Origin of the sequence: Rahnella selenatireducens, from assembly GCF_046449555.1 — a bacterium.
In the GTDB taxonomy this organism is placed as follows: domain Bacteria; phylum Pseudomonadota; class Gammaproteobacteria; order Enterobacterales; family Enterobacteriaceae; genus Rahnella; species Rahnella selenatireducens.
In genome coordinates, this window is sequence record NZ_JBKEZJ010000046.1 from 1 (window position 1) to 909 (window position 909).

General features: G+C 54.9%; 1 protein-coding gene. It reads right to left on the reverse strand.

What is annotated here, in order from left to right:
* Positions 1 to 891: IS4 family transposase (locus ACLBVC_RS24740; protein WP_410151810.1), on the reverse strand; the 891-nt coding region annotated here is incomplete at its 3' end.
* Positions 892 to 909 lie beyond the last annotated feature (18 nt).

The window sequence follows — 909 nt, forward strand, 5'->3', positions numbered from 1 at the left end:
ACGCATGCAATCTGTCATTGAGGTCAGCAGATGACAGACTTTACCTTTACGGGTGAACGTCAGAAGACGAGCCGTCATTTCCTCCCCCAGCTCTGGCCACTTTTTCCGGGCCTGAGGGCTGGTTTTCATCCTTATCAGGTGATCGCCTTTGCCCAGTTTTCGCACCTCTTCATATTGCGCCCCTTTTTTCAACGGGATCATCCAGTGGCGGCTCTCTCCCGCCTGATGCCAGGCATTCAGTAGCCCCAGAGAGTAATAGCCTTTATCGAGTAAAGTCAGTGTGTTATCACCTGTTTGTTCTATCAATTTTTCTGCCAACGTATACTCGCTTTCTTTCATCGTACCGAAGGCGGCAGCCGTAAGCAGATGACTGGTCAGTTCCATCTGGCAGACCATTTTCACCTGCGGATAAAGCCCCGGTTGCCCGGCATAGGTCTGCCGCGGGAAGGCCGCATCGTTTTCTGGCGTATCCTGGGTGCGCCAGACGACACCGTCCACCGCCAGTAATGTCAGACCACACCAGTGTGGATGGGTGACGGAGTTGTGCCACATCTGCGCCGTTTGGGTAAACACGCGGCGAACAGCATCACTTCCCAGGCGCTGGCGAGCCTGGATAACCGCGCTGGGTGCAACGAAGGGCCGGTTACCGGGGAGCATAATATCCAGCCGGTTCACGATTTGGTGGAGGGGTTCTTCGCGTTCGAGCGCCATGCCAATGATGCACCAGACCATCATTTCCAACGGGAGACGGCGTTTACGCAGCGTGACGGAACCTGATTCGGCCAGACAGCGGGAGACGAGCTCGGGATCCAGAACATCACCGAGAGAAGTCAGAGGGTTACGGGTAGAGTCGTAGCAGGAAACGAGTTCAAGAGCCTGAGCAATGCGCATAAAAAAATCCAGAAACGA